The sequence below is a fragment of the Priestia sp. 179-F W1.4 NHS genome, from assembly GCF_045369295.1.
GTDB lineage: Bacteria > Bacillota > Bacilli > Bacillales > Bacillaceae_H > Priestia > Priestia zanthoxyli.
On the sequence record NZ_JBIQFF010000003.1, the window covers coordinates 277,278 to 302,470 of the forward strand.

Annotated in this window: 24 protein-coding genes; 17 read left to right on the top strand and 7 right to left on the bottom strand. The window is 38.7% G+C overall.

What is annotated here, in order from left to right; all coding sequences use genetic code 11:
* Window positions 1-99 precede the first annotated feature (99 nt).
* Window positions 100-4,653 (top strand): glutamate synthase large subunit, encoded by a 4,554-nt coding sequence (gene gltB / locus ACH0CI_RS16625; RefSeq protein WP_033578830.1) that lies wholly within the window; start codon window positions 100-102, stop codon window positions 4,651-4,653.
* A gap of 16 nt (window positions 4,654-4,669) precedes the next feature.
* The gene (gene gltD / locus ACH0CI_RS16630) at window positions 4,670-6,151 is read left to right on the top strand and encodes a glutamate synthase small subunit (RefSeq protein ID WP_013082931.1); all 1,482 of its coding nucleotides are present in this window, start codon (window positions 4,670-4,672) and stop codon (window positions 6,149-6,151) included.
* Between the two features lie 33 nt (window positions 6,152-6,184).
* Here the strand turns inward: gltD and ACH0CI_RS16635 are convergent, their stop codons facing one another.
* Window positions 6,185-6,664, bottom strand: a complete 480-nt coding sequence (locus ACH0CI_RS16635) for a hypothetical protein (protein WP_034265689.1) — start codon at window positions 6,662-6,664, stop codon at window positions 6,185-6,187.
* 52 nt (window positions 6,665-6,716) lie between these two features.
* Window positions 6,717-7,187 carry a staygreen family protein gene (locus ACH0CI_RS16640; RefSeq protein WP_028413560.1) on the bottom strand — a complete coding sequence of 157 codons (471 nt, stop codon included), beginning with the start codon at window positions 7,185-7,187 and terminating at the stop codon, window positions 6,717-6,719.
* A 202-nt stretch (window positions 7,188-7,389) separates the two neighbouring features.
* Here ACH0CI_RS16640 and ACH0CI_RS16645 point away from each other — a divergent pair, with 202 nt between their 5' ends.
* The 3 genes from ACH0CI_RS16645 (at window position 7,390) to ACH0CI_RS16655 (ending at window position 10,603) form a co-directional block, all read left to right on the top strand.
* Window positions 7,390-8,790 (top strand): alpha/beta hydrolase, encoded by a 1,401-nt coding sequence (locus ACH0CI_RS16645; RefSeq protein ID WP_335707387.1) that lies wholly within the window; start codon window positions 7,390-7,392, stop codon window positions 8,788-8,790.
* Between the two features lie 248 nt (window positions 8,791-9,038).
* Window positions 9,039-9,893, top strand: a complete 855-nt coding sequence (gene folD / locus ACH0CI_RS16650) for a bifunctional methylenetetrahydrofolate dehydrogenase/methenyltetrahydrofolate cyclohydrolase FolD (RefSeq protein WP_028408722.1) — start codon at window positions 9,039-9,041, stop codon at window positions 9,891-9,893.
* A 110-nt stretch (window positions 9,894-10,003) separates the two neighbouring features.
* Entirely contained in the window at window positions 10,004-10,603 is a 600-nt protein-coding gene (locus ACH0CI_RS16655) for a DUF3298 and DUF4163 domain-containing protein (RefSeq protein ID WP_406901915.1), read from the top strand.
* A 2-nt stretch (window positions 10,604-10,605) separates the two neighbouring features.
* On the opposite strand, the gene ACH0CI_RS16660 is transcribed toward ACH0CI_RS16655, so the two are convergent.
* A complete protein-coding gene (locus ACH0CI_RS16660) occupies window positions 10,606-10,872 on the bottom strand; it encodes a hypothetical protein (RefSeq protein ID WP_028413557.1) in 267 nt (88 codons plus the stop codon).
* A gap of 172 nt (window positions 10,873-11,044) precedes the next feature.
* Between ACH0CI_RS16660 and ACH0CI_RS16665 the strand changes: the two genes are divergently transcribed.
* Entirely contained in the window at window positions 11,045-12,469 is a 1,425-nt protein-coding gene (locus tag ACH0CI_RS16665; RefSeq protein WP_406901917.1) for a phospholipase D-like domain-containing protein, read from the top strand.
* A gap of 218 nt (window positions 12,470-12,687) precedes the next feature.
* Window positions 12,688-13,167, top strand: a complete 480-nt coding sequence (locus tag ACH0CI_RS16670) for a GNAT family N-acetyltransferase (protein WP_335706724.1) — start codon at window positions 12,688-12,690, stop codon at window positions 13,165-13,167.
* Between the two features lie 36 nt (window positions 13,168-13,203).
* Here ACH0CI_RS16670 and ACH0CI_RS16675 read toward each other — a convergent pair whose 3' ends face one another.
* Window positions 13,204-13,491: a phospholipase gene (locus ACH0CI_RS16675; RefSeq protein ID WP_328264046.1), complete on the bottom strand. Its 288-nt coding sequence runs from the start codon at window positions 13,489-13,491 to the stop codon at window positions 13,204-13,206.
* Between the two features lie 99 nt (window positions 13,492-13,590).
* Window positions 13,591-14,022, bottom strand: coding sequence for a MarR family winged helix-turn-helix transcriptional regulator (locus ACH0CI_RS16680; RefSeq protein ID WP_028413554.1), 432 nt, complete (start codon window positions 14,020-14,022; stop codon window positions 13,591-13,593).
* A 190-nt stretch (window positions 14,023-14,212) separates the two neighbouring features.
* On the opposite strand from ACH0CI_RS16680, the gene ACH0CI_RS16685 reads away from it, so the two are divergent.
* The 3 genes from ACH0CI_RS16685 (at window position 14,213) to ACH0CI_RS16695 (ending at window position 16,545) form a co-directional block, all read left to right on the top strand.
* The gene (locus ACH0CI_RS16685; protein WP_406901919.1) at window positions 14,213-14,617 is read left to right on the top strand and encodes a CidA/LrgA family holin-like protein; all 405 of its coding nucleotides are present in this window, start codon (window positions 14,213-14,215) and stop codon (window positions 14,615-14,617) included.
* 29 nt (window positions 14,618-14,646) lie between these two features.
* Complete coding sequence (locus ACH0CI_RS16690; protein WP_240962161.1) at window positions 14,647-15,279, top strand: LrgB family protein; 633 nt, start codon at window positions 14,647-14,649, stop codon at window positions 15,277-15,279.
* Window positions 15,280-15,672: 393 nt separating this feature from the next.
* Window positions 15,673-16,545, top strand: a complete 873-nt coding sequence (locus ACH0CI_RS16695; RefSeq protein WP_033578835.1) for an STAS domain-containing protein — start codon at window positions 15,673-15,675, stop codon at window positions 16,543-16,545.
* 82 nt (window positions 16,546-16,627) lie between these two features.
* Here ACH0CI_RS16695 and ACH0CI_RS16700 read toward each other — a convergent pair whose 3' ends face one another.
* On the bottom strand, window positions 16,628-16,810 hold the full coding sequence (locus ACH0CI_RS16700) for a hypothetical protein (protein ID WP_335706715.1): 183 nt from the start codon (window positions 16,808-16,810) through the stop codon (window positions 16,628-16,630).
* A gap of 71 nt (window positions 16,811-16,881) precedes the next feature.
* Complete coding sequence (locus tag ACH0CI_RS16705) at window positions 16,882-17,454, bottom strand: GNAT family N-acetyltransferase (protein ID WP_406901920.1); 573 nt, start codon at window positions 17,452-17,454, stop codon at window positions 16,882-16,884.
* 241 nt (window positions 17,455-17,695) lie between these two features.
* On the opposite strand from ACH0CI_RS16705, the gene ACH0CI_RS16710 reads away from it, so the two are divergent.
* The 7 genes from ACH0CI_RS16710 (at window position 17,696) to ACH0CI_RS16740 (ending at window position 24,939) form a co-directional block, all read left to right on the top strand.
* A complete protein-coding gene (locus ACH0CI_RS16710) occupies window positions 17,696-19,942 on the top strand; it encodes a glycosyltransferase family 39 protein (protein WP_406901921.1) in 2,247 nt (748 codons plus the stop codon).
* Between the two features lie 13 nt (window positions 19,943-19,955).
* Complete coding sequence (locus ACH0CI_RS16715) at window positions 19,956-20,921, top strand: glycosyltransferase family 2 protein (RefSeq protein ID WP_033578836.1); 966 nt, start codon at window positions 19,956-19,958, stop codon at window positions 20,919-20,921.
* Window positions 20,914-21,318, top strand: a complete 405-nt coding sequence (locus ACH0CI_RS16720) for a GtrA family protein (RefSeq protein WP_406901922.1) — start codon at window positions 20,914-20,916, stop codon at window positions 21,316-21,318. Before ACH0CI_RS16715 ends, ACH0CI_RS16720 begins: the two co-directional genes overlap by 8 nt.
* On the top strand, window positions 21,315-22,202 hold the full coding sequence (gene galU, locus ACH0CI_RS16725) for a UTP--glucose-1-phosphate uridylyltransferase GalU (protein ID WP_335706719.1): 888 nt from the start codon (window positions 21,315-21,317) through the stop codon (window positions 22,200-22,202). Before ACH0CI_RS16720 ends, galU begins: the two co-directional genes overlap by 4 nt.
* A 144-nt stretch (window positions 22,203-22,346) precedes the next feature.
* On the top strand, window positions 22,347-23,021 hold the full coding sequence (locus ACH0CI_RS16730; protein WP_013056822.1) for a response regulator transcription factor: 675 nt from the start codon (window positions 22,347-22,349) through the stop codon (window positions 23,019-23,021).
* A 1-nt stretch (window position 23,022) separates the two neighbouring features.
* Window positions 23,023-24,402 (top strand): sensor histidine kinase, encoded by a 1,380-nt coding sequence (locus ACH0CI_RS16735; RefSeq protein WP_335706720.1) that lies wholly within the window; start codon window positions 23,023-23,025, stop codon window positions 24,400-24,402.
* A 372-nt stretch (window positions 24,403-24,774) separates the two neighbouring features.
* A complete protein-coding gene (locus tag ACH0CI_RS16740) occupies window positions 24,775-24,939 on the top strand; it encodes a YezD family protein (protein WP_013056824.1) in 165 nt (54 codons plus the stop codon).
* Window positions 24,940-25,193: the final 254 nt, after the last annotated feature.

Below are 25,193 nucleotides of genomic sequence, written 5' to 3' on the forward strand. Positions count from 1 at the left end.
AGTTTTATCTAAATTATATATTGTTTATATTGATTTGAAAACTTACAATGTAAACAGGTGATCTTAAAAAGATAAAGAAAACGAACGGGGGAGAAGAAGATGACATACAATCAAATGCCAAAAGCTCAAGGTCTCTACCGTCCTGAATTTGAGCACGATGCATGTGGAATCGGACTATACGCTCAATTGAAAGGCGTAGCGTCACATGATATCGTTAAAAAAGGACTAAACATGCTTTGCCAGCTTGACCATCGAGGCGGACAGGGAAGTGATCCGCTAACAGGAGATGGAGCTGGATTAATGGTACAAATTCCACACGCGTTCTTTAAAAAGACATGCGTTGAACTGAACTTGCCAGAAAACGGTCGTTATGGAGTTGGAATGATCTTTTTCTCAAATAATGAAGACGAGCGTCGAGAAATTGAAGCTTATATTAATAAATTAATTGAAGAAGAGGGACAAACGTTATTAGGTTGGAGAACTGTGCCTGTAAATGTCGGAAAAATCGGAAAAGTTGCAAAAGAAAGCTGTCCATACGTACGACAAGTATTTATTGGGGCAAATGACAGTATTCAAGATGACTTAGCGTTTGAACGCAAGCTATATGTTATTCGTAAGCAAGCGGAAAATTGGGCGCAGGCACGTCAAAACCGTTTTTATTTTACAAGTCTTTCAAGCAGAACAATTGTGTACAAAGGGTTGTTAACACCTGAACAAGTGGATGCTTTTTATCTTGACCTACAAGATGAAGACTTTACTTCAGCGTTTGCTTTAGTGCATTCTCGCTTTAGCACAAACACGTTCCCAAGCTGGGAAAGAGCACATCCAAACCGTTATTTAATTCACAACGGTGAAATCAATACGCTTCGCGGTAATCAAAACTGGATGAGAGCGCGTGAACAGCAGTTTGTTTCGGACGCATTTGGTAAGGATTTGCCGAAGGTTCTTCCAATTTTAGATGCTGAAGGAAGCGACTCATCCATGTTAGATAATGCGCTAGAGTTCTTTGTATTGGCCGGCCGCAAGCCAGCCCATGCAGCGATGATGCTTATTCCAGAGCCTTGGTCTGAGAATCCGCACATGTCAAAAGAAAAACGTGCTTTCTATGAGTATCATAGCGCATTAATGGAGCCATGGGATGGTCCGACTGCTATTTCGTTTACGGATGGAAAGCAAATCGGTGCTATTTTAGACCGTAACGGTTTACGTCCAGCTCGCTATTATGTTACAAAAGATGATTACATCATACTTTCATCAGAAGTAGGCGTCATTGATGTTGAAGATGAAAATGTGTTATATAAAGATCGTTTAAGCCCAGGTAAAATGCTTCTAATCGATTTAGAAGAAGGCCGAATTATTTCAGATGAAGAAATTAAATCTGAAATGGCACAGGCTGAGCCTTATCAAGAATGGTTAGATGAACAGCTGGTAACGTTGCCAGAAGTGCAGGAAGAAAAATCTGAATACTTCGATGATTTGGTCATTCGCCAGAAGTCATTTGGCTACACGTATGAAGATATTCATAAATATTTAGTTCCAGTTATTACAGAAGGAAAAGATCCGCTTGGTTCAATGGGTAATGATACTCCATTAGCCGTGTTGTCTGATCGTCCTCAATCGCTGTTCAATTACTTTAAGCAGCTGTTTGCTCAAGTAACGAACCCACCGATTGACGCTATTCGTGAACAGTTGGTTACATCAACAATGACGTTGCTTGGTGCAGAAGGGAATTTACTGCATCCAACCAAAGAAAACATTCATCGAATTCAGCTTGAGACGCCGGTTTTAACAAACGATCAAACTCATCAGCTGAAGTCTGCCATTCATCCAGATTTCAAAAGTGCTGTTATTTCTGCGGTGTTCACAAATGATTTAAAAGCAGATCTTGATCGCGTATTTGCTGAAGCTGAAGCGGCAATTAACGCAGGCGCTAGCATTCTTGTTCTGACAGACCGTGAAGCGGGAGCTCACTCTGTAGCCATTCCAGCTTTATTAGCGGTCAGCGGGCTGCACCAGCACCTAGTGCGAAAAGGAAACCGTACAAAGGCGAGCATTGTAGTGGAGACAGGAGAAGCGCGCGAAGTGCACCATTTTGCAGCACTGATTGGTTACGGAGCAGACGCAATTAATCCATATCTTACTTTTGCAACATATCAAAATGAAATTAACGCAGGTACGTTGAACGTATCGTATGACTATGCTGTTGAGAAATATGTAAAAGCCGTTACTGAAGGTGTTGTAAAAGTAATGTCTAAAATGGGCATTTCAACGGTGCAAAGTTATCGGGGTGCACAAATTTTTGAAGCAGTTGGAATCAGTGCAGAGGTTATCGAGCAATATTTTACAGGTACTGCCTCGCAGCTTGGCGGTATCGGTTTAGATGTTATTGCAAAAGAAGCGAAAACGCGTCACGACAATGCTTATGTTGAAACAATTGAGCAAACGTTAGAGTCAGGAAGCGACTTCCAGTGGAGACACACGGGCGAGCATCATGCGTTTAATCCAAAAACAATTCACACGCTGCAGTGGGCTTGTCGTAAGGGAGATTACAGCTTATTTAAAAAATTCTCTGAATCGGCTAATGAAGAACGCATCGGTTTCTTGCGCAACCTATTCTCGTTTAATGGAACGCGTTCATCTATCTCCATTGATGAAGTGGAATCAGTTGATTCGATTGTAAAACGTTTTAAATCAGGTGCTATGTCGTTTGGATCTTTAAGTCAAGAAGCTCATGAAACATTAGCGATTGCGATGAACCGTTTAGGCGCACGCAGTAACAGTGGAGAAGGTGGCGAGCACCCTAGCCGCTACACTGTGGATGAAAATGGAGATAATCGCCGCAGTGCGATTAAACAGATTGCTTCTGGCCGTTTTGGAGTGAAAAGTCATTACCTTGTGAATGCGGATGAGCTTCAAATTAAAATGGCACAAGGTGCAAAACCCGGAGAAGGCGGTCAGCTTCCAGGAAACAAAGTATATCCATGGGTAGCAGATGTGCGTGGATCAACGCCAGGAGTAGGCTTAATTTCACCTCCTCCACACCATGATATTTACTCGATTGAAGATTTAGCACAGCTTATTCATGACTTAAAAAATATAAACCGTGATGCACGAATCAGCGTCAAACTCGTTTCAAAAGCAGGAGTAGGAACGATTGCTGCCGGAGTAGCAAAAGGAGTAGCGGACGTTATCGTTATTAGCGGCTACGACGGAGGTACGGGAGCATCTCCAAAAACAAGTATTAAACATACGGGACTACCGTGGGAACTGGGCTTAGCAGAAGCTCATCAAACGCTTATGTTAAACGGTCTTCGCGAAAAGGTAGTGCTTGAAACAGACGGGAAATTAATGACGGGTAAAGATGTAGTCATGGCAGCACTTTTAGGAGCAGAAGAGTTTGGTTTTGCTACGGCACCTTTAATTGTTTTAGGCTGTATCATGATGCGTGCGTGTCACTTAGATACATGTCCAGTTGGAGTGGCGACGCAAAACCCAGAGCTTCGTAAAAAGTTCCTAGGAGAAGCGGATCACATCGTTAACTATATGAAATTTGTTGCACAAGAAGTACGCGAAATTATGGCTGAACTTGGATTTAAAACAGTAGATGAAATGGTTGGACGTACAGACGTATTAAGCGTTAGCGAACGTGCAAAAAATCACTGGAAGGCGCAGCACTTAGACTTAACAACTCTTTTATATCAAGCTGAAGGTGTACGTACTTTTAAAACACCTCAAAACCATAAAATTGACGAATCTCTTGATATGCAAAAAATCTTGCCAGCGGTACAGCAAGCAATCGAGCATAAGTATCAAGTCGAGTTAGAACTGCCAATTTCTAATATTAACCGTGTAGCTGGAACAATTGTAGGAAGTGAAGTTACAAAACGTTACGGTGAGAAAGGTCTGCCAGAAGATACGATTACTCTTCGATTCACTGGCTCTGCAGGACAAAGTTTTGGTGCATTTGTTCCAAAAGGAATGTCTATGTATCTAACTGGAGATGCAAATGATTATATCGGAAAAGGGTTATCAGGAGGTAAAATCATCGTTGCTCCACCTAAGGAAACAACAGCTGTGTCAGGTGAAAATGTTATCGTCGGGAACGTGGCATTTTACGGTGCAACAAGCGGTGAAGCTTATGTTAGCGGGCTAGCAGGAGAACGTTTTGCGGTTCGTAACAGCGGTGTGAACGTAGTGGTTGAAGGAATTGGCGATCATGGCTGTGAATATATGACTGGCGGACGCGTTGTTGTATTAGGTGATGTAGGTAAAAACTTCGGTGCGGGAATGTCTGGCGGTATTGCTTACGTATTTGCTGATGATCAAGAAGCATTCAAAAACCTTTGTAATAAAGACATGATTGGGTTTGAGAGCTTAAAAGGAGAAGAAGCAGAAGAAGTAAAAGAGATGATTGCAAATCACCTAAAATATACTGACAGTCATAAAGCAGCATTTGTATTAGAAAATTGGGAAGAATCGCTTTCGAAATTTGTAAAAGTGATTCCGAATGATTATAAACGCATGATGAATCGCATTGAAGAGCAAAAAGCAGCTGGGTTAACGGAAGAAGAAGCAGCTATGAGTGCGTTTGAGGAAAATGCAAAACAAGAAAAGAAAGCATCGGCAAAACAACAAGAAGCGGTAGCTCAGTAAGAAAGGGGAGAGTACGATGGGAAAACCAACAGGATTTATGGAAATCAAACGTGAAAAAGGGAAGGAACGTGACCCGTTAAAACGTTTAGGTGATTGGAAAGAGTATGCTGCTCCTTTATCTGATGAAGCGCTAAGCCGTCAAGGAGCACGATGTATGGATTGTGGCACACCTTTTTGCCACATGGGAATGGATATTAATGCTTTTACTTCTGGATGTCCAATCTATAACTTAATTCCAGAGTGGAATGATTTAGTTTATAAAGGACGCTGGAAAGAAGCTTTAGAGCGTTTAATGAAAACCAACAACTTCCCGGAGTTTACAGGGCGCGTTTGTCCTGCTCCGTGTGAAGGTTCCTGTACGCTTGCTATTTCAGACCCAGCGGTTTCGATCAAGAATATCGAACGCGCTATTATTGATAAAGGCTTTGAGAATGGGTGGATTACTCCGCGTATTCCGGAGAAAAGAACAGGCAAAAAAATTGCTGTTATTGGCTCTGGGCCAGCAGGCTTAGCGAGCGCAGATCAGCTGAATCAAGCGGGTCATTCAGTAACGGTATATGAAAGAGCAGATCGTGCCGGTGGTTTATTAACATATGGAATTCCAAATATGAAGCTAGATAAAGAAGTAGTGGAAAGACGTGTTCGCTTATTGACACAAGAAGGTATTGATTTTGTAACGAATACCGAAGTTGGAAAAGACATTACTGCTGAAGAGTTAAAAGAACAATATGATGCTGTCATTTTGTGTACAGGAGCTCAGAAGCAAAGAGATCTAGTATTAGAAGGTCGTGAAGCAAAAGGAGTTCACTTTGCAATGGACTACTTAACAACTTCAACAAAAAGCCTTTTAGATTCTAACTTCAAAGATGGTCAATTTATTGATGCTGAAGGAAAAGACGTTATTGTTATTGGAGGCGGAGACACGGGAGCTGACTGTGTAGCTACTGCTCTTCGTCAAAAATGCCGCAGTGTTGTTCAGTTTGGTAAACATCCCCAGCTTCCTGCTGAGCGTACGGCAGATAATATGTGGCCTGAATATCCACATGTATTTAATCTTGAATATGCTTATGAAGAAGCACAGGCGAAATTTGGGGACGATCCACGTGAATATTCAATTCAAACGAAAAAAATCGTGGCAGATGAGCAAGGTAATCTAAAAGAACTTCATACGGTTCAAATGGAAAAAGTAAAAGGTGAAAATGGACAGTACATCTTTACCGAAATTCCAGGAACAGAAAAAGTATGGCCAGCTCAGCTTGTCTTTATTGCGATTGGGTTTGAAGGTCCAGAGCATCCGGTTCTATCAGCGTTTGGTGTTGAAACGAAAAATCGTCGCGTAGATGCAGCGTATGGAAATTACAAAACAAATGTTGAAGGTGTTTTTGCTGCTGGTGATGCTCGTCGTGGGCAAAGTTTAATCGTATGGGCTATTCATGAAGGTCGTGAAGTAGCTAAACAAGTTGATAGCCATCTAATGGGAGCAACTGTATTACCATAACAAAAAACCGTCACAATTGTGGCGGTTTTTTGTTTATCTAGTATTTGGCACTTCATTTCCTCTACGTAAATTTTCAAATGAAACGGTTAAAATCGTGTTAGTAATTCGAACTTGTGAAACAGGGGAAACGCTGTATAAGTTAAAAAGTTCAAATATCCAGGGATCACGTTTTTTCAGCTGTCGCGCGGCTTTTTCGACGCGTTCGTTAATAGATCCGCTGTAATTGTTATAGTTATCATCAACAAATCTTACAATGGAACGAAATAAGTATTCTGTTAGTTTGCTATCCATCCCACCTCGTTGAGCATCTCTGTAGATGGACTGATACTGGCGTTTTAAAATTTTCATCACTCTGTCTACATCGCGTGTAGATCTAACTTCCTCTTCTTCATGCAGGATATAAGAAAATAAGTCTTCATTGTATCTATAAGGTTCTAAATAATTTTCATTCGTAGTAGGAACCACTGGATGGTAGTAGCGCGGCATATAGGGGTAAACCCATTGACTGTACATGAGACATTCACACCTTCCTCGTTCATTTTCCATTAGTTTATGCACTAGCGTGCTAGCTGCTGCATGTTTGTTTTAAATAAAATTTAGGGGTTTGATAATAGGACCACCCTCTAAATTCTTGATAAGTCGATACAAAATAAATGTAAATCGGTGTATTTAGCAAGTCTGGATAATGTTGAAAAAACGCTTGGTCTCCGTAAAATATTGCTTCTAAAGCAAGCGGAAGCTCCCGGCGGAAAATGTGATAACGAAGCTGTGCTTGCTCGCGGCTGAACTCACCTCCGCTAACAAAAACTTCGCCTTGAATAACTGCTTGTCGGTCTGTTACGTGAAGAGCAGCTAGTACTTCATCACGCATATTTTTATCTATCGCCTTGTTGTTATATGAGCATCCGATGCTTAAAAAAAGCTGACCGGTTGTATCAGAATGAGTAAGAGTATATTTTCTTCCAGAAACCGGATAGGAGGAAGTAGCAGGGGGAATGAGAGTCGTAGAGAGTTTTGAAGAATTAAACGAACTCATAGTCATTGACACTCCTTTTTTTGAATAAATTTCAATATTATACGGCGCTATGGGCTCAGATGTGATAAATGTCTACTTTCTTTCTGCAACAAAGGCGTTTTGATGTACTTTTTGAGAAATTAATGGTAATATTTAACTAAAATTATGCGTGTACAGTCCCCGAAGATTGTCTTCAAAAGCAAATGTGAATGGAGGTTATCACTTGAATATCACAACGTTTGACGGTAAGTATGGAAACTGGTTAACGACTAAAAACCCTCTTCAATTTCAAGCAGCGACTGCCTATGGGAACATTGGGCTGGCTCCTATCTATTGGGGAACAAAAGAAGAAAAAAATGGATGGTATTACATGTATCAGCCTGAAGAAATAACGGGCGTTCAAGTAGAAGGTGAAGTTGATGGTGGTAAATTTCTCATTCGAATTCCTGATGACTGGAATGGAAAGTTAGTTATGTCGGGAGTTCCAGCTACCAGAGATGAGAAATCAACGGATTTACTGTTCAGCGACTATGTGTTGGCAAAAGGGTTTGCGTTTGCTGCTTCTGATAAAGGGACACAGGGAGAAGAAGTGAGAGATGATCCATTTGCTAAAGCAAAAAACGCTCTAGTCAAAGAAGAAGACTCCATTAGAAAATGGCATATTCAATACCGAGAAGTGACAAAAATTGCTCAGAGATTTTTGTTTGAAAATTATCGTCACAAACTTCAGAAAGAAGTGACAGAATATTTTGATATAAAAACGTATGCTTTAGGTATTTCTAATGGGGGTTATGTTGTTCGCTATGCTTTAGAAAACGATGGGAAAAATGGAGAGCCTCAGCTTTTTAATGGAGGGGTTGAATGGGAAGGGGTTATGTGGCGAGCTGATCACGATAACTTGATCACTTCCCTAACACCTGTTGTAAATCATGCCGAAGAAGCACTGTATACGGTAGGTGAATCGCAAAAAGAAGCTTTGCACCGGTTGTATCAAGCAGGGTTGCCAAAAGGATCTGAGTTTTTATGGCCATATCATGACCAGTATTATTGGTTTTTAACACTTAATATATATAGAGATGAGTTTGACAGTCAAGCACCTGGAAGCATTCCGTGGCAAAAATACTTGACGCTTTTTGAAAACGGAGTTAGAGATCGTTCGTTAGATTCTATTTTTAAAAAGTATGATTATCAAGAAAGACCACAAGATGTTAAGCAAAAAGTTCGTGAAATTGAAAATACAGGTGATATTTCCGTTCCGTTGATAAGCATTACAGGGTCGTTAGATGCTCTTATTTTTCCGGATATTCATGCTTATCCTTATGAACAACTGGTAAAAGATTCTGGTAAGCAGCACCTTCATCGTCACTACGTAATTGAAAATGGAAACCATATTGATAGCTTAGTATGGAATCATCAAATTGATCCAGATCAAAAGCTTCAGCCTCTCCTTCCTTATGTGTATCAAGGATTTGAACTGCTATGTGATTGGGTGGAGAATTTTGAAGAACCTCCGAAAAATAAGAAAATAAGTGTGCCTCTCAAGGAAATGCATGTAAAGGATCTAAAAACAGAGGAAGACGTGCTGCCGTTGACTACAAAGAAAAGCATATCAACAAAAAAATAAATCGTCGAAAACCGTGCCGAAGGCGCGGTTTTTAATTTAGAAAAGCAACATTTGAATAAAAACAGCTTCTATGAATACAAAATATTATAGTGCGATAAGAATGGAATATACGTTATTTGTTATTTATTTTTATCTATTTAAAATAAAAATAATAAAAACATTGAACAAAACCGAACTTTTGTGTTAGATTAATAACTATAATTCGTACATTTATTAAATGGCTACAGTTGAAAGGAGCAAAAAACATCATGACAGCGAAAGTAATTAAAGGAAAAGAAGTAGCGCAAGAACTGCGCGCCGCATTAAAAGAAGAGGTAGCTCAATTAAAAACAAAAGGTATTGTTCCTGGTTTAACCGTAATTTTAGTAGGAGAAAATCCTGCTTCCCAATCATATGTAAAAGCAAAAGCAAAGGCTTGTGAAGAAATCGGTGTTGCGTCTGAAATTATCAAACGTGACGTAACGATTACGGAAGAAGAGCTTTTAAACGAAATCCATCACTTGAATGGAAATCCATCTGTTCATGGTATTCTTATTCAACTTCCATTACCAAAACATATTGATGAAAAAGCAGTATTAAATGCTGTATCTCCTAAAAAAGATGTAGATGGCTTCCACCCAGTAAGCGTAGGGAATATGGTCATTGGCGATGAGTGCTATTTACCATGTACACCACACGGTATCGTTGAGTTAATTAAACGTTCAGGTGAAGAAATTTCAGGTAAACATGCGGTAGTAATTGGACGAAGCAATATTGTTGGTAAACCAGTATCCATGCTGTTACTTCAAGAAAGTGCAACGGTAACAATTGCTCACTCTCGCACAAAAGATTTATCTGCTTTAACAAAACAAGCTGATATTCTTGTGTCAGCTGTAGGACAACCTAGACTTATCAAAGCAGATGATATTAAGCCGGGTGCCATTGTAATTGATGTAGGTAACACAATGGAAAATGGTAAACTCGTTGGTGATGTTGATTACGAAGCGGCTTTAGAAGTTGCAGGTTATATTACACCAGTACCAGGCGGCGTTGGTCCGATGACCATCACAATGCTATTAAAAAATACGGTAGACGCTGCTAAAACAATTAACAACGTAAAATAATAGAAAGTTAAAAATCCCGTGCGTATATGCACGGGATTTTTTTGCTTCAGTAATGGAATGAAAGCTAAAAGAATAGAATGTAACATTCTGTATAGAAAGAGGAGGAAGCGATGGTTACGTTACCTGCAACGGTATATTCTCAACAAATAGTGAAGAAAAAGTTAAACGTTTACTATCCAGCTGTTCATTTGACTAATCCAGCTGTTCAGCACAGCATTAACAGTAAGATCTTGCAGCGTACGAATGAATTAATTCGTCAGCAGGGATATGGAGAAAATCCGGATACAGAAGAAACGGGTTATTATGAGTTGAAAACAAACGAGCGAAATGTGCTCAGCTTAACGCTTGTCAATTTTGCTTATTCCGGGGGAGCGCACGGATTGACCGTGGTAGTTCCGTTAACGTTTAATGTGCTGACTGGAAAAACGTATCAATTAAAAGATTTGTTTAAAAAAGACAGTAACTACGTAAGTGTTCTTTCTAAAATAGTAGGAGCGCAAATAAAAGAGCGCGATATTATGGTTCTTGGAGAATATAAAGGAATTAAACCAGATCAGGATTTTTATATCGCCGATAAATCACTTGTACTATTTTATCAGCTGTATGACCTGGCTCCTTACGCATATGGAATTCCTTACTTTCCAATTTCTATCTATGCTATTCAAGATATTATTGCAGATGAAACTCCACTTGGACAAATGTTTGGATAAAGTTATAAAAAATTGCGGTGCGGCCGTACGTATCTTTTTAATTCGGCCGCTAACTGCTGACGAAGCGAACGAACCCCAATCGCTTCAGCAATATCTTTTGCTACAGGAAACACCCCGATTTTAGTGATATGAACACGAAGATAACCCTCGTACAAGCATCCTCGCTCCGCATGCTTGATTTTGGTGCGTACAACAGCTTCTATTTTATCGTTTTCATTTTGCAAAGGGTAAGAATCTGTAATATGAAAACGAAAAGAATATTCCTCCATCACCATCATCCTTTTTTCTATGATATGTACTAGCATACTATACAAATAGTGAATCAGAAAAAATAAATGTGTCAAAAGAACAAAGCGCAAAGTAATCAAGGAAGCAGTTTCTTGCATGTAATGATCATTATTTGTGAACGATAACAGAAAAAGACAAAAAGCTGGAGTTGCGATGATAAAAATAGCATTCAAAGGATTACTTATTATTTTATCTTTATATATTCTGTATGTGGTTATAACGGCGGTGGTTCTCTTTTATGTACCTTTAAAAATAGGAGAGGAAACGACCTCAATTAAACCGGCTAGCTTTTTTGGTCACAGTGAGTCTACGGACCGAGTGAGACTTCTTGAAGATGGTTATGAGGCAGGAAGAGTTCGTATTCAAATGATTCAACAAGCTGAGAAATCGATTGATATTGCTTATTACTCAATAGGAAAAGGAGAGTCAACTGATTTAATTATGGCCGCTCTTTTTAAAGCAGCTGATCGAGGCGTCCATACTCGCGTTCTTTTGGATGGGATAGCTAACGGCTTACGGGGAAACCGAAGGGGCGTGCTCTATGCATTAGCTTCACATCCTAATATTGAAGTGAAGTATTACGAACCGTTTCAATTGTTTAAACCTTGGGCGTGGCAAAATCGTATGCATGACAAAATAATGGTTGTAGACGGACAGCTAGGCATAATAGGGGGACGGAATATAGGGGACAAATATTTGGCTAAAAAGCCTCCTCCAGACTTCGTCTATGATCGTGATGTCTTTATTACAAACAGTAAACATAAACAAGATAGCGTCATCACTCAAATGCAAAATTATATAAATGAATTATGGGCTCATCCCTACACTAAAAAAGCTTTTCATCATCTCACACAGTACCAGGTTGATCAGGGGAAGAGGATGAAAGCTTTGCTGCTGCAGCAATATGATAAAGTTAAGCAAGTAGGAGAAACGTTTGCGACCCCCAAGATTAATTGGAATGCTTCCACCGTTTCTACAAAGCGTGTTTCTTTTATTCATAATCCAATTGAACGCTTTAATAAACGACCTTTTATGTGGAAAACGTTTATTAACCTAGCAGAAGAAGCTAACCGCTCTGTTCTTATTCAAAGTCCTTATGTGGTGCCCACCAATGCGATGAGAAAGTATACAGCCATGAAAAAGAAGCCAGACGTTCAATGGACGCTACTCACAAATTCAGTTACATCTACGCCCAATGTGTTGGCTTTTTCCGGATATATTAGTATGCGTGATACGATTATGAAGACAGGTGTAAAGCTTTACGAATACGAAGGACCTTATTCGATCCATGCAAAGTCTGTGATTTATGATCAAAGACTTAGCGCCGTAGGCTCTTTTAATTTAGATTCTCGTTCTACATTTTTGAATAACGAATCAATGGTCATTATCGATAGTCAAAAATTTGCAAAAGAGTTGACGATGGCGATGGAAAACAAAATGGATAAAAGTATTCTTATTGCCAATCACAAGCGCTGGGTTAAACCTCCTGAAATCCAAAAGAAAGAAGAGCCTGTTATGAAGCGTACCTTACTGTATACCCTTGCAAAAGTAACGAGGTTTTTTAAGGAGTTTATTTAAATAACCGGCAGTAGAACAAAAAGCACTCAATGAACATTCATTGAGCGCTTTTTGTTACATACCTTATAAATAAGCTCATACAACGATCACATCACGTAAATTATCCTCTTTTATTTATTGGGAAAAATAGGTAGTATAAACATAATAAACAAAAAGGAGGAAGGTACGTGGAAACCGCTGTTTTAATTAAACCAGATGCAGCTTATAAAAAGGCTTATATGAGCTTTTATCATGAATGGAAAGCAAGCGGAGAAAAAATGATTCCGTGGGTCATTGCTAAAGATCCTGCTCACTTTGAAAAAATGGTTCAAGAGTTATTAGATGCAGAAAAAGGGATCGGATTAAAAAAAGGATTTGTACCCGACTCCACCTACTGGCTAATGCATCACGAAAGAGTAATAGGCGTAGTTAATATCCGCCATGAGCTAAGTGAAATACTTCGAAACAGCGGAGGACATATAGGGTATGGTATTCGGCCAAGTGAAAGACAAAAAGGATATGCCAAGCTGCTACTGAGGTTATCTCTTCAAGAAATTAAAAAGCTGGGAGTTCAACGGGCATTAGTTGTGTGTGATGATTGGAACACTGCTTCTCGTCGAACTATTCTGGCAAACGGTGGTATACAAGACGAGGATTATATAGAAGAGGACGGGGCTATTGTTCAACGCTTTTGGATTCATACGGATAAAATGGCATAAAAAAGAGATGAATTTTTTAATTCACCTCTTTTCTGCTTAGTTATATTGTTTTAAAGCTAACTTCAGCCGCATATAGGTATACATAGCGTATGCCTGTCTTCCTTTTAAACTGTACGGATTTGCTTTGGAGCAAAGACACTCAAGAAATTGCTCATCACATGAGCGGCATGATCCGTAATCTTCATAGCATAAATCATGGTATTTACAGCAGCAGTCTACATCATTTACAGGACATCCCGGACCACTGCATCCGGGGCCACACCATTTATAGCCGGGGAAGAGGCAGGGCGTGGCTTTCCGTTTATTCGGAACAGACATAATCATACATCCTTTTCAATAGTCTCTTTACATTAAATGCAAAAAAGAGAAAAGAGAAAGGGACAAACACCTTGCAGCAGTAGCCTAATTTTCATGAATTTCTATTTAATCGATAAATGCGTCATTCATCCGCATTAATAGTTTGCCAAATAGCTCCTTTTCTTCACTTGACCATTTTTTTAACATACTATGATAGCGTTCAAGGCGCATTTGCTTATCAGTTTGCAGCATTTGTTTCCCGCGTGTTGTGATGTCAAATAGGCTGACTCGTCCATCCGAAGGATCAGAGGAGCGAGAAATAAGCTTTTTATTTTCTAAAGCAGCAGCCTGTCTAGAAAGAGTTGAAATGTCGAGTTTAAATGCTTCTGCCAGTTCTTTTACACGAGCTGGTCCAAATTCATCTAATTGCCGCAGCAATAAATAAGCTGATCTTTCTAGGTTTCCTATTTTATTTTCGGAATTATCAAGATAGACCGCTCGTCTAATAAAGGTAGTAAGTTCATATTCAATCAATTCAATTGAATTCTTTTCTTGCATTATAATCGCCCCTTACAAAATCATTCATTGACAAAGAAATATATACTTGTATAATACAAATGTATATATAGTTGTATAGTACAAGTAAAAGTAGGTAAAGTAAAGGTGTTTATATAGTTAAATGTTAGACAACATGACAAAATAAAGAGAGGAGGGCAGCTGTTCTTTATTTATAGGACAGTGACCTATAATGAAAGTGATACGAATCATTTTACAAATTGTGATTCTTTATGCTTTTTCTATGATTGGCGAAGCTGTTCACCATATGCTTCATCTACCTATTCCAGGCAGTATTATAGGCTTAATTTTAATGCTCATTTGCTTAACGTGCAAAGTTGTTCCCATCAAAATAATTGAAGACGGAGCAAGTTTCTTGTTATCTTTTTTACCGCTATTATTCATACCAGCTATGGCAGGTGTGATGAATTATCCTTCGCTTCTTTCAAGCAGCGGAGCGGTTTTATTTTTAATTATTGTGCTTAGTACGATTGTTACGATGGCCGCCGCAGGGACTGCTAGCCAACTTTTGGAAAAGAAAGCGAACAAACGAAAGGAGAAACAACAGTGCAAGAATTCTTTATCGCGGTCTTTATAATCGTAGCTACAGTTGCTTTGTATCTAGTCATGGCAAAAGTATACGTGCGGTTCTCCTATCCGATTCTTATTCCTGTTTTAACTACAACCATATTCGTTATTCTTCTTTTGCTTGCTTTTCATGTTTCCTATGATGAGTATATGATTGGAGGCAAATGGATTAATTCACTTCTAGGACCAGCGGTTGTTGCATTAGCGTATCCACTCTATAAACAGCGTGAGATGCTAGTAAAATACAGCGTTCCTATTATTGGAGGGGTATTTGTAGGGTTATTCGCAGGCATGATCAGCGGACTTGTGTTTGCTGAAGTATTTGGTGTTGATCGAAGCCTGATTTTATCCATTATTCCTAAGTCTATTACTACTCCGGTAGCGATTCAGATCGCCACAGGACTAGGGGGCGTTCCATCGATGACCGTGGTATTTGTTATGATCGCAGGTTTTTCTGGAGTAATCCTTGGACCGCTACTTTTAAAATGGATTCGGATCAAGAGTTCTTTAGGAAAAGGAATTGCATTAGGCAGTGCTTCTCATGCGCTAGGAACTTCTAAAGCATTTGAATACGGTGAGCTAACGGTATCGATGAGTTCAGTATCAATGACGTTAAGTGCTGTATTAGGATCCGTTTTTGGGCCAATTGTTGTCTGGCTATTCCAAGTGTAAGGCGAGATAAAAGAAAGTGAATATAAAAAACGAGGCTGAGACAAAAGTATGTTAGTTAAAGTTGAACACGAACAATCTATTGAAAAGTGATGGATAGTTCGTGTTTTTTTATGCTCATCGTAAACGTAGATTTAATGTATGTACTGGCTTCTAACTGTTGATTTCGTTATGCCCCCATCTCGCTTTTTATATAAAAGCATAAATTTTTTCCGAAGCAAATTTTAAGTTGTGCGGCTCTTACTCTGGTACTATAATAAAAAGAAAGAAAATTCATAAAATAACCGCTTTTTTGTTATTTTTAGGAAGGCTAGTCAATTTTCGGATGGATAAGTAGGCTTAGTCAAGGTTATATACGCAGTAAAAATAGCAGAAAAGAGGAGCTGAACGTATTTTATGAAAGAGGAGCTCGTGTATATAGGAAAAAAGATTCTTGAACATAAATATAGCTTGTCAGAAAAATTAGCCGAACGTTTAGATGCTACACATACGCTAAGTCTAGAGGAATTGAAAGAAAAGAAAATTCTGAAGTGGCGAGTGTCAATTATGGAATACTTTGGGAGAGCTCTATTTGAAGAACAGGAGGCTGTACTTAAACTTGTTAAAGAATGGGCACTTGATACGGGTAAATATGCAGTGGAAAAAAATATTCCTTTAGAAAAAGCACTAGGTATCCTTCCAATCTATCGCAGCGTTATTTGGGATGTATTTACAAGAGAACTAGAGGAGCATCAGTTTGCTGCAATTACCATGCTGCATGTCAGTGAACGGATTGATCCACTTTTAGATACGGTAACATGTGTTTTTGGTCAAATTTATGACGAGCATAATCGATATATGATGAATTTAGCTTATACGTCACTAGAAGAACTTTCAGTTCCGCTCGTACCTGTCACAAAAGGGATTGCTATTATGCCGATTATTGGAGAAATTGATACCCACCGCTCGCAAGTTATTATGGAAACCTGCTTGAAAAAAGGGACAAGCCTTCAATTATCTTATCTTATTTTAGATATTTCAGGTGTCGTGATTATTGATACAATGGTAGCAGACAATCTTTTTAAAATTCATCGATCGCTTAAATTGGTGGGAGTGGAAGCTATTATAACGGGGATACGACCGGAAATTGCTCAAACGGTAGTGAAACTAGGAATTGATTTTAATCAAATTAAAACAGAAGCAAATTTAGAAGCGGCGCTTTTAAAAATTGGGTTTACACGTCCTGAAGAGCATAGCCGCACGCATGTGTCATCGCGGCGCATAAAATGACCGGCCATAAATATGGATTTCAGCATGTAGAAAATAAGTGCATAGTAAAAAAGCGGATGTTAATCAACATCCGCTTTTTTACTTAATAAATGCGATATGCCATGGCAGCACAAAAGCATAAACGAGGAAGTATACCGCTATTGAATAGATAAAAAAACAGCCGTTTAAATAAAACAAGGGAAAGAATAAATAAGCATAAACTAACGGTAATCGGAAACCACAAACCGTGTGCAGATAAGTCTAAATGCTGAATTGCTTGCTCCAACATTGTTCACCTCAAAAGGAAGAGTTAGTGTTGAAGTTAGCCTATGTTATGGAAAGTATTTTATACATTTTCTACGCGTTGCGCGTGTATTCTTCTCGCAAGATTGAATATAACTTTAAGTCTTGATGAGCTCCTTTAATAAACATGGCTTTTCGAATTGTTCCTTCATAAGACATACCGATTTTTTTCATCACTTTCTCAGAAGCGGCATTTTCAACAAAGCACCTGGCCTGAATGCGCACTAAATCCATTTCTTCAAATCCAAACGCAATTACTTTTTCAGCTGCTTCCGTAACAAATCCCTTATTCCAATATGCTTCAGAAATCGCATAGCCAATTTCCGCAATGCGATGAGTAGGGGTCCAAGTGACAAAGTCAATGGTGCCAATACATTTTTTCAGGGTTTTGATTTCCATAGCCCAAGGAGAAATGGATTGGTTGCTGTACTGCTTTAAAACGAAGGAAACAAACTCTTTTGTATCTTGAAGCTTTCGGTGCTTTTCCCAATTTACATATCTGCTTACCTTTTCATTTGAGGCATATTCAAACATGTCACGCACATCTTTTTTGGTAACTTTCCGCAAGCGGAGTCTTTCTGTTTCTAGTGTGGGTAAATTTCCGTATATATCTTTTACTTGAATCATAAAGTTGTCTCCTTTCTCAGCAAGAAGTGGATGAAGTGTTGATAAGAATGTTTCATAGAAGCTGCAGCATCCAAGAAAGATCCTTTTCATTTCATGTACTTGATTCTTTAATTGTAAAATATTTCATTGCTGAGCGTAAGAGGTCAAATAGCTTTTTAAAAAATAAAAACATTATTTTCACTGTTCATAATCAGTTCACATAAGCTTGTTAGACTAAAGTCAGAAATTACGAAGGAGTGAAATGAAACACATGAACAGTGAAGTGAAAGAAGAACGGACTTCAAACAAAAAAAGAATAGACTTATTTTTAGTTCCAATTGTTTTAATTGCAGCGTTTTTGAACTTATTTAAAATTTGGACAGATGAATACGCCAACGCTTATTACACGGCAGCTGTCAAAAGTATGCTTCAAAGTTTTCATAATTTCTTTTACGCATCTTTTGATCCAGGAGGCTATGTAACCATTGATAAGCCGCCGGTTGTGTTTTGGATTCAGACAATTAGCGCCAAAATATTTGGATTTCACGGGTGGAGCGTCATTTTACCGCAAGCATTAGCAGGCATCGGTTCAGTTCTTTTACTATACGTACTCGTGAAACGTACGTTTGGCGTATGGGCTGGGAGGTTTGCTGCTCTTGCGATGGCTCTGACGCCAATTGTGCCCGCGGTAAGCCGAACAAATAATATTGATAGTATGCTTGTGTTTACATTATTAGTAGCAACGTGGATGTTGTTTCGTGCTGTGCGTACAGCTAAATTTGGCTGGGTGTTAGCGGCTTTTGCGATGATTGGTGTTGCATTTAACATGAAAATGCTTCAAGCATACATGGTTTTACCAGCATTCTATGTTTTCTATGTAGTGGCAACCAAAATTACGTGGAAAAAGAAAATTGCTTTTTTAACAACAGCAACTGCACTGATGCTTGCTGTTTCTGTCTCATGGGCAGTTGTAGTAGATTCAACTTCGGCTGATAAGCGTCCTTATATGGGAAGCAGTCAAACAAATTCAGTTCTAGAGCTTGCTTTTGGATATAACGGTATCAATCGTTTAACTGGAAATACAAGCGTGACGGGAAGCAGTCATAAACAGCCTGCTCAAGCTCAGCAGCAAACAGCAAGCAGTGAAACAAAACAAACGAGTAATTCAAATGCTGAGTCTTCACAAAGCTCAAATCAAAGCAAGAGCAGCTCTTCTCAAAAGATGCAGGCTCCAGGCGGAGGAAATCAAAACGGAATGTTCAACACGGGGAACCCTGGTCCATTCCGACTGTTCCAAAAAGGGTTATCAGATCAAATCAGCTGGTTATTGCCATTTGTAATTTTTTCAATCGTGGGTCTATTTGCTGGAGTGAAATTTAAAGGGCCTTACACGGCAAAACAAAAAGAAAGTTTATTTTGGTTAGCTTGGCTGCTGCCGGTAGCTGTTTTCTTTAGTATCGCAGGATTTTTCCATCAGTATTATTTAATTATGCTGGCACCTCCAATCGCAGCATTTGCAGGAGCGGGAGCAGTAGCTTTATGGAGTATGTACAAACAGCATAATGGCTGGAAATCATGGCTGCTGCCGAGTGGTATTTTAACAACAGCAGCGCTTCAAGTATATATCATGTCTCCTTATGTCAGCTCAATCGGCGTAGCGCCAATTGCAGGTGTAGGGGCACTGGGCGTCATTTTAGCTCTTGTTTTAGCTATTCGTAAAGAGCGTAAAAATTCTGTAACGAATTATTTAGGAGTAGCAGCAATGGTTGTCTTGCTTGCAATGCCGGCGTACTGGGCGATGACACCAATTATTTATGGTGGAAATAGCATGCTTCCAGCAGCAGGTCCTGATTCTTCAAGCGGTATGGGAGGACCTCCAAGCACAGCTACAAATAGCAAACAGTCTGGCTTTAACGGCATGCAGCCTCCAGGAAGCTCTGACAGCAATTCATCTTCAAACAATCAAATGCAGCCGCCAAGCGGTTCATCGAACGGCGGTCAAATGCAGCCGCCAAGCGGATCGTCAAACAGCGGTCAAATGCCAGGAGGCTCGTCCAAAAATAATGGTCAAATGCAAATGCCAAGTAGCTCTTCAAGCAAATTATCATCTTCAAAACGAAAAAGTGGAGGGATGAACGCAGAAGTAAACACAAAGCTACTAAACTATTTAACAAAAAATAATACAGGCGAAAAATATTTATTTGCCACAACGGATTCAACTTCAGCTGCGCCTTACATTATCAAAACGGGCAAGCCAGTCATGGCAATGGGAGGATTTAGCGGTTCAGATCCAATTCTAACGGTGAGTAAATTAAAATCTATGATTAAAAAAGGTGAAGTTAAATATTTCTACCTGTCTGGAATGGGTAAGGGAGGCCAATCTGACGTTATCACGTGGATTAAAGAAAATAGTAAGGAGATCCCTTCTTCCAAATGGCAGTCTACTTCATCAAGTTCTCAGCAAGGACCATCTGGAAACGGAACATTATACGAAATAACGCTTAAATAAGGAGGACATGAACATGAGTTCAATTATTAAATATTCTATTGTTGTTCCTGTCTACAACGAAGAAGAAGTGATTCATGAAACCTATCGCCGTCTAACAGAAGTGATGCGTTCAACGAAAGAAGCTTACGAGCTTCTTTTCGTGAACGACGGCAGTAGAGACCGAACGGCAGAAATTATTAAAGAGTACAGTGAACAAGACCCAGCGGTTGTTTTATTAGATTTTGCCCGTAACTTTGGTCATCAAATTGCTATTACAGCTGGTATGGATTATGCACGAGGAGAGGCGGTCGTTGTGATTGATGCTGATTTGCAAGACCCGCCCGAATTAATTTTAGAGATGATTGAAAAATGGAAGCAAGGATTTGACGTTGTATACGCTAAGCGTACAAAGCGAAAAGGAGAAACATATTTTAAAAAGCAAACAGCGGCTATGTTTTATCGTTTCTTACGTGCGATGACCGATATTGATATTCCGCTCGATACAGGGGATTTTCGTTTGCTAGATCGTAAAGTGTGCAATCAAATGAATAGCATTCAAGAAAAAAATCGCTTTGTTCGCGGATTAGTAAGCTGGGTTGGCTTTAAGCAAATAGCAGTAGAATATGAGCGAGACGAGCGTTTGGCCGGGGAGTCAAAATATCCTTTGAAAAAGATGCTGAAGCTTTCAATGGATGGCATTACGTCTTTCTCCTATAAACCGCTGAAACTAGCTAGCTATGCTGGTGTAACGCTATCAGGTGTTGGTTTTATTTATCTTTTGGTGGTGCTGTATTTGAAGTTATTTACAGACAGCACCATCACAGGGTGGTCGTCATTAATTGTCATTCAGCTATTCTTTAGCGGCATCATTTTAATCATTCTTGGTATGATCGGAGAATATATTGGCCGCATCTACGATGAAACAAAAAATCGTCCACTCTATATCGTCCGTGAAAAGTATCAGCTTGAAACACGCAAGGAAGTATCACTTCGTGACTAACAAATGGATACCCTTTATTAAATTTGCGTTAGTAGGAGTTGTAAATACACTGATTGATTTTGCAGTATACGCACTTTTAACAACAATCGGTGTGAACTACATACTAGCGCAGTGGATTTCATACAGTGCGGGCATTTTAAACAGTTATGTCATGAATCGTAAATGGACGTTTGAGAAAAAAGAAAAAAGCAGTAAGCATGAAGTGATTTCATTCGTGATCGTGAATTTAATCACTTTATCCCTAACATCTTTTCTGTTGACTGTTCTATATAATAAATGGGGTATACCACTGCTAATCAGTAAACTTTTAATTACAATCGTAAGTGTTGGTATCAATTTTATTGGCACCAAATTATTTGTATTTACTACTAAAAAAGAAAGAGGGATTCATATATGACGATAAAAAAAGCAGTTATTCCAGTAGGCGGTTTAGGAACTCGATTTTTGCCAGCGACAAAAGCGCAGCCCAAAGAAATGCTGCCAATTGTCGATAAGCCTGCTGTACAATACATTGTAGAAGAAGCTGTGAAATCAGGTATTGAAAGTATTATTTTTATTACAGGTCGAAATAAAAAATCAATTGAAGATCATTTTGACAAATCAATTGAACTAGAGCAAATGCTTGAAGAAAAGCACAAGTTCGAAATGTTAAAAGAAGTACAAACGATTTCATCAATGGCCAGTATTCACTATATTCGTCAAAAAGAGCCGTTAGGACTTGGTCATGCTATTCTTTGTGCTGAGCAGTTTATTGGAGATGAGCCGTTTGCCGTTCTTCTTGGAGACGATATTATGACTTCTGAAGAACCTGCGCTCAAACAGATGATTCAAGCGTATGAAACGACTAATCAATCAGTTATTGGAGTTCAAAAAGTGCATGTGGAAGAAGTATCAAAATACGGCATTATTCAGCCGAGAAATAAATCTGGCAGCCTTCATGAAGTGAATGACTTGATTGAAAAACCATCAATAGAACAAGCTCCGTCAACGATTGCCGTTATGGGCCGCTATATTTTAAACCCTTCTATTTTTTCTTATCTAAAAACGATTGAAAGAGGGGTAGGAAATGAATTACAATTAACAGATGCACTGCGCGTGGTATGTGAAAAAGAGCGATTGTTTGCTGTTGAACTTGAAGGGCAGCGCTTTGACATTGGAGATAAGGTAGGCTATATGAAAGCAATGGTAGAAGTGGGGTTAAAGCGTAAAGATTTACGTCAAACGTTTTTATCGTATTTGGAAGGAATTGTAGAAAAAGAACGAGCAAACAACTTCAGCTAATAAGAGTTAATCAGTTTGTTCATATTCAGTTCATATTTGAAGTATAAAATCATTGTATGATCTTATGTGGCTCTCTGTTTGGTATAAACAGAGAGCTTACTGTGCGTAAAAGCTGGACAAACTTAGGAATAGGGAGAGACATGTATGATTCAAATATTAGTTGCAGATGATGATCAACACATTCGAGAGCTGATATCATTATATTTAGAAAATCAAGGATTTAAAATTATAAAAGCAGCAGATGGTGAAGAAGCGTGGGCGAAAATGGAAGAGTTTCGAATTGATCTAGCGGTCGTTGATATCATGATGCCATTTAAAGACGGATGGGAACTAACAAAGGAAATTAAGGAGTATTTTGATATACCGGTTTTGATGGTAACAGCTAGAGGCGAATCACATGATAAACTAAAAGGATTTGATATCGGAACAGACGACTATGTCGTGAAGCCTTTTGATCCTCAGGAAATGGTTGCTCGTGTAAAGGCCCTTTTACGCAGGTACCGAGTAGAAGCTAACAATGTAATTTATATGGGGAATATAAAATTGGACCGTACCAAATTAGAGATGAGTGCAGGAGAAACAAGCGAACAGCTACCGTTAAAAGAGTTTGAATTACTGTTCACATTAGTTAGTTCTCCAGGAAAGATTTTTACTCGTGATCAGCTTATTCAATTAATTTGGGGATATGATTATGAAGGTGATGAGCGCACGGTAGACGTTCACATAAAACGTCTGCGAGAGAGGCTTAATCATATGAAAAACGTCGGTATGGAAATCAAAACAATTCGCGGACTAGGCTATAGAGCAGAAGGGTGTTAACGTGAAATCAATTTATGTAAAGCTGGTTCTGTCGTTCATCATTACAATTTTATTGAGCGTTGTGATTACCGTTGTTGTCACGACATTTCTTAGCAAGCAGAAGCTCGAAATGCGATTAGGTCAGGATATGGTGAAGATGGGAGAAGATTTTATCGATTTGTACGGAGCAGAAGACTCCGATAAAGCTGCAAGGTTTTTATCTAATTCATCATTCATTCATTTTTCGTTTATTATTATTGATGATCAGCATAAAGAGAAAGTATTAGGACAGCCGGGACCGCCTATTCCAATTACACCGAAAGAAGTAGGTCAAGTATTAGACGGGAAGCGTTATTCTAATTTAAACGAGGAAAAAGGGGATCGTCCACAGCCCAACGTAGTGGGTCTTCCTTTTAAAGAAAATGGGCGGTCGTATGCTCTATTTATTCAGTCTCATCCACAGCGGCAATTTTCAGTTATTCAAGATGTTCAAAATATCCAGCTTATTACGATTTTATTAGTAGGTATTGTATTGTTTGCATATGTTTCAACGATTATTATTAAACCGATTAAGCGTCTCAGTACAGCGATGAAAGTTGTCGGACAAGGCGAATACAATGTGCAAGTCGAGCACGCAGCGAATGATGAAATTGGTCTGTTAACTAAAAACTTTAATCAAATGACTAAAGAATTAAACAAAATAGAAACGATGAGGCAAGAGTTTATTGCTAGCGTTTCGCATGAAATTCAATCACCGCTGACCTCTATTCGCGGTTTTTCAGCGGCACTTAAAGATGATATCGTCAGTGAAGATAAAAAGATACAATATTTAACGATTATCGAAAAAGAAAGTACAAGACTATCTCAGCTTAGTTCCAATTTGTTAAAGCTTGCTTCTCTTGACTCTGAACATCAAACGCTAATGCTGCAGCAATACCGGTTAGATGAACAAATCAGGCATGTGGTCATGGCTTTAGAACCTCAGTGGATAAAAAAGAGCATAGAAATTGACCTTGATTTATCCAATGTTCAAATAGAAGCAGATAAAGATTTGTTAGAGCAAGTTTGGCTAAATTTAGTAACAAATGCTGTTAAATATACGCCTGAAAATGGATTTGTGAAAATATCCATTCATCAAAAAAACGAAGAAATAGACGTGAAAATAAAGGATAATGGAATTGGTATTATCGAAGAAGATCAAAAATATATTTTTGAAAGCTTTTATAAAGTAGATAAATCCAGAACGTTAAAAGGAAGCGGCCTCGGTCTAGCTATTACAAAAAAAATTGTGCGACTGCATGAGGGCGCAATACGTGTTGAAAGCAAAAAAGAACAAGGAAGCATCTTTACGGTAACTTTGCCTATCCAAAAAAATAGGAATAAAAAAGACTCGTCTGTGTAAGTTCATGCAGATGAGTCTTTTTTATTAGGTCAAAGATATAAAAAAAATTAATAATATCTATTTATTTTTTTAATCCCTACTTGACATATAGGTAAAGTGTAAATAATATAGATAGTATAAATCTTTTGAAAAAATTGGGATGCTAAAGAAGCTGATCGGTCAACCGAAGGCTCATACTTGTTCGCTACTGGTGTGGGCCTTTTCTGTACATTGGTTGTGGTCATTAAAATCTCAATCTTCAACTGAACATATGGGGAGGATTACGATGTATTTATCTTCTGCACATTATACAAGTACTTATAGATGTTGTTCGCTTTGTTTATTCAACTGCAACTAAAATATAAATTTATCTATGAATAGGAGAATGATAAAATGGCTTCAATTACACAAGAAAAATTAGATTATATTGTTAAATTACTAACTGAAATCAACTATGGATCTGTACTAATTACTCTTCACGACGGACAAATTACTCAAGTGGACAGCACGGAAAAAAACCGCTTTTTAGCTAAAAGCAAAGTAGCAAGCCACAAATAAGCCTATTTCAATAAGTATTTAGAGAAACTGAAGGGCCTGTCTAGATAGCGAACGCTTGACGGCGGGGCAAGCAAGTACTGTATTAAATATAGAAAACGTGCGCATTCGAAGAAGAATTGACTTTCTTTTTGGTCGAAGATTTAGAATTTTTCGAATTAAGATTGAGTTATAGGTTGTATGAGTATGACGATGAAAAGTGTAAAGCTGCTAAAGCAGCAGCTTTATACGTTTTAAAATTATGAAGATCTGACAGT